This window comes from Microcystis sp. (genome assembly GCF_048564745.1).
GTDB classification, from domain to species: domain Bacteria; phylum Cyanobacteriota; class Cyanobacteriia; order Cyanobacteriales; family Microcystaceae; genus Microcystis; species Microcystis ichthyoblabe_A.
Map to the genome: position 1 here is coordinate 1 of NZ_JBLZRT010000183.1, position 4,300 is coordinate 4,300.

At 35.0% G+C, this 4,300-nt stretch carries 4 protein-coding genes and 1 pseudogene; all 5 read left to right on the top strand.

Annotated features, from left to right (window positions below; all coding sequences use genetic code 11):
- Positions 1 to 71: 71 nt before the first annotated feature.
- The gene (locus tag ACOCD9_RS19600) at positions 72 to 980 is read left to right on the top strand and encodes a class I SAM-dependent methyltransferase (protein WP_287702010.1); all 909 of its coding nucleotides are present in this window, start codon (positions 72 to 74) and stop codon (positions 978 to 980) included.
- Between the two features lie 23 nt (positions 981 to 1,003).
- Positions 1,004 to 1,951, top strand: coding sequence for a glycosyltransferase family 2 protein (locus tag ACOCD9_RS19605; protein WP_287702012.1), 948 nt, complete (start codon positions 1,004 to 1,006; stop codon positions 1,949 to 1,951).
- A gap of 44 nt (positions 1,952 to 1,995) precedes the next feature.
- The gene (locus ACOCD9_RS19610; RefSeq protein WP_287702014.1) at positions 1,996 to 3,042 is read left to right on the top strand and encodes a glycosyltransferase family 4 protein; all 1,047 of its coding nucleotides are present in this window, start codon (positions 1,996 to 1,998) and stop codon (positions 3,040 to 3,042) included.
- A 49-nt stretch (positions 3,043 to 3,091) separates the two neighbouring features.
- Entirely contained in the window at positions 3,092 to 3,763 is a 672-nt protein-coding gene (locus ACOCD9_RS19615) for a class I SAM-dependent methyltransferase (RefSeq protein ID WP_287702016.1), read from the top strand.
- A gap of 372 nt (positions 3,764 to 4,135) precedes the next feature.
- Positions 4,136 to 4,300 (top strand): annotated as a pseudogene (locus ACOCD9_RS19620) (glycosyltransferase family 2 protein); the annotation flags it as partial.

The following is a 4,300-nucleotide window of genomic DNA, read 5'->3' on the forward strand; positions in this document are numbered from 1 at the left end:
TGACGACAAAACATGACAGTAAATATTAGTAGTGTAAAGGTTGACAATGTTGAAAAAAATTACTTAACCGTATGCAAACCGAGCAGGGTAGAAGAAATATTAAATTTGCCCTAGCCAGAAAAATCTTCAATCCCCTCTTAAGAAATATTGGCTACACCCTAATTACTGACCATTTTTATCAGCCCATACCCAACCGTCAGGAAATTATGACATACGCGGGCAAAGAAAGGCCTCTTAGCTCAATTGAATGGCATCTAGACAAGCAAACTGAACTGGTTAAATATTTACTAGAAAAATATGCTTTAGAATTTAACAATAAAGAAATTTTTTCAGCATTTGGTTATTCCGAAGATACTTCTGCTCTCATTAGTGGCGATGCAGAAGTCCTCTATGCTATGGTCAGAGAAAAAAAGCCGTCTCGGATAATTGAAATTGGCTCAGGTGGTAGCACTAAAATTATCGCCGCAGCTTTAAAAATGAATTTTATAGAAAATTCCCAAAAATCACAACTGATCTCGATCGAGCCTTATCCTCAAGATTTTTTAAAAGACTTTGCTAATATTAGTAAAGATTTTCTAGAATTTAGTTTGCTTACCCAGAAAGTAGAAGCCGTAGATTTGTCTGTTTTTGAATCCCTGCAAACCAATGATATTCTGTTTGTGGATTCTAGTCATGTGTTTAAGTCTGGTAGTGATGTGGAGTTTGAATTTCTTCAAGTTTATCCCCGTTTAAAAACAGGAGTCTTAGTTCATATTCACGATATATTTTTTCCCTATGATTATCCCATCGAATGGAATCTCAAAGAATCACGATACTGGAACGAGCAATACTTTTTAGAGACCTTTCTACAATTTAACAAAAAGTTTGAAATTTTGGCATCCTTATCTATGGTATCTTCTTATAAGAATTCTGTGTTTCTTGATAATATCAATGCTTATAATGAAGAGCGATTACCCGGTTCTTTCTGGATGATTGCTTAAAAATTACGCGCTTCCAAACAATCATGAAAATAATTAATCTTAATCATAACTTTTCCACGACTCGCAAGCTCACTTCTGATCCCCTACAATATCTCATATTATCTCCAGCAAATCCAGAACGTAAGGGAGAAGGAGGATTGAGAACAAAGGGATATTTCAAGCACTCCTACGGGGAGACAAGTGAGTTATCGGAAAAATTTACAGTTCCTTTGGTTACTATTATAACGGTAGTTTTTAATGGAGAAAAGCACTTAGAGCAGACAATTCAGAGTATCATTAGCCAGACTTATGATAACGTGGAATATATCATCATAGACGGAGGTTCCACGGACGGTACAGTTGATATTATACGCAAGTATGAGGAAGTAATTGATTATTGGGTAAGCGAACCAGATGCAGGAATTTCTGACGCTATGAATAAAGGGATAAGTTTAGCAACAGGAATTCTAATTAATCACTTACACGCAGGGGATAAATTTGCTGCTGACACAACCCTGTCGTCAGTGGTTTCATCTTATAATTCAGAAGGCTGGCGATGGTGTTTCGGTAATCAACTATTGAGAAGTCATACAGACGATACTATAGTGGGTTGCTTCTGTCCTCCTAAATTTAGTCAAAAACTACTTCACATAGTAAATACGATTCCCCATTCGACTGTTTTTTCTGAACGAGCTTTGATAGAAGAAGTAAATGGGTTTGACAATAATTATAAATGTGCTATGGATTACCATCTTTGGCTCAGGTTCACTCAATTATCAAAACCCAAACAATTTGATTATGCCACTGCTGAATTTTTACTGGGTGGTCGCTCCTCAGATATAAAATTAGCATTGCGGGAAGAATTTAGAGCTAGAAAGGAAGTTTTAAGGCAGTCAAAACTAGAATTATTGCTCTCTTTGGCAGTAGTAATAATGCGATATATTAAGCGACAACTGCGAATCACTACATTTGTCAAAAATAGTCCAGCATAATGGCAGTGAAGATAGATAATAAAAGTTGAGAGCAAATACGATATATGAAAATCGCTTATATTATTCCTCGTCTCAAAGATAGTGGCTTAACGAGAATACCTCTGTGGCTGTCTAATAGTATTTATCCTGAGCATGAGGTGAAGGTATTCTACTTTAGTGAAACTAATGCTCAAGAAAAATGCCTCAGCTTTAATGCTCCTGTTCAAAGAATAAGTTTCACCAGTTTTTGTCGAGAATTAAAAGATTACGATATAGTCCACTCCCATGGATTAAAACCCGATTTGTACCTTGCCATTAATTACCATAAGATTAAGGGCATAAAGATTACAACCATTCATGGCTATCACGTCGATGAACTCAGATACGACAAAGGCTCTCTACTAGGTTATATATGGGGAAATTTATGGAACCTAGCCTGCCGAAAATTAGATTTGGCAGTTTGCATAAGTCAGACGATGGAAAGATACTATCAAGGAATTGGCTATAAAAATACCACTGTAATTTACAATGGAATAAAAAAAATGGATGACAGTGTAAAGACAATCAAAGGGAGTAATATAAAAACTGGAGATAAAATTGTAATAGGTACAGTTTCTATCCTAAATAAAAGAAAAGGAGTGGAGCAAATTATCCAAGTATTACAGAAAAATACCCAGTACGATCTGATAGCAATAGGGGGAACATCTCAAGACATTAATCGATTGCAAGTCTTGGCAGAAAAACTAGGAGTTGCCCAAAGATGTGTTTTTACAGGCTATCGAGAAAATCCCTGGGAAACCGCGATTAATATTGACGTTTTTGTTTTTCCATCTCGCTCGGAAGGATTTGGTTTAGCTCTAGTGGAAGCAGCTAATTTAGAAATTCCGATTATCTGTTCTGATATTCCGACATTTAGGGAAATATTTCGAGAAAACGAAGTAACTTTTTTTCAGCTTGATGATATAGACGACTTGAACAACAAAATACTTATGCTAGATGAAATTAAAGACAAAGTTTCTCTGGCTAAGTTAAAAGCCGAAAAACTTTTTTCTTTGGAAAGTATGTGTGACAATTACTATCAGGAGTACAAAAAATTAATTGATGCTAATTAAAAATTATGAACTATAACCATATACAAGAATAAAAGGAGGCTCTATTGAGATGATTGGGATTTGTAATTTATGCGGTTCTGTGGTGGTTCAGATACATCCAGGATATTTTGGTACTCGTTGTTTAAACTGTAGATCTACTAAAATTCATAGAGCAGTTGGTTTGACAATTGAATCTCTAAATTTTTCAACCAGTACCTATGTTTACGAGTTGTCTTCTCGCGGAGCTTTGTATAAATTCTTAAAGGGTAAATTTAAAAATTTATACTTTTCTGAATACTTTGATGATGTACCTCTAGGATTGATGAAGAACTCTGTTGTCTGTCAAGACGTTCAAAATCTTCTTCTCAACGACGAATCTTTTAATTTAGTGACTTCTACCGAAGTTTTTGAGCATGTTCCTGATGACAGCAAGGGTTTTTCTGAAATTTACAGAGTCTTAAAAAAAGATGGATATTTTATTTTTACCGTGCCTTTATCAGATAACCCGAAAACAGTTGAAAGATGTTTCTTGCAGCCTGATGGGACTATCATACATCAGCTTGAACCTGAGTATCATGGCGATCAAATTCGTGGACAGGGAAGAGTTCTTGCCTTCAGAAATTACGGATTGGATATAACTAAACGGTTAGAAAGTTGTGGTTTTCACGCTGAAATACGTCTAGTAAACTCGACGCGCAATGTAATTGAAGATCAGAAGGTTATCATAGCAAAAAAAATGTAGTTCTATGACTGTCACTAAAAAATCAACTGGAGATGAGAATAAAATGTTAATTTCCTGCAAATACAACTCTCTTTTTATCCGTAATCCCAAAGTAGCGTTGTCGTCTTTGGAGAAATCTCTGAGAAAAATTATCTTAAATGACTGGGAATATTTTAACTATATTTGAAACTTGACAAAAAGACTATGAGAGAATACTAGAATTGCTTAAGTTACCAGAAGTAAAACTAGCAAGCGTCAATCAAAATCATCAACGTCAGCGAGACTATAGGAGTTATTATAACGAAGAAACTAAAAAAATTATTAGTGAACATCTCAAGGAAGATATAGAATTGTTTGGATACTCTTTTTAGTAAAAAATAGCTTTAGATACTTATGCAACTTAGCGCCTCCCTTGTCCTTTACAAAAATGACCCAGAGATAGTTACTCAAGCAATTAAGTCTCTGTTTAGCACACCCATGGAAATTAATTTATCAGTAGTAGATAACTCTCCCACTGATGAACTCAAAAAAATCTTTGATAATTTTCAGGAATACGAT

Bases quoted from the DNA above. Each gene is read 5' to 3' on its own strand.
- ACOCD9_RS19615 (WP_287702016.1), top strand. From the start codon at position 3,092: ATGATTGGGATTTGTAATTTATGCGGTTCTGTGGTGGTTCAGATACAT.
- ACOCD9_RS19600 (WP_287702010.1), top strand. From the start codon at position 72: ATGCAAACCGAGCAGGGTAGAAGAAATATTAAATTTGCCCTAGCCAGA.
- ACOCD9_RS19605 (WP_287702012.1), top strand. From the start codon at position 1,004: ATGAAAATAATTAATCTTAATCATAACTTTTCCACGACTCGCAAGCTC.
- ACOCD9_RS19610 (WP_287702014.1), top strand. From the start codon at position 1,996: ATGAAAATCGCTTATATTATTCCTCGTCTCAAAGATAGTGGCTTAACG.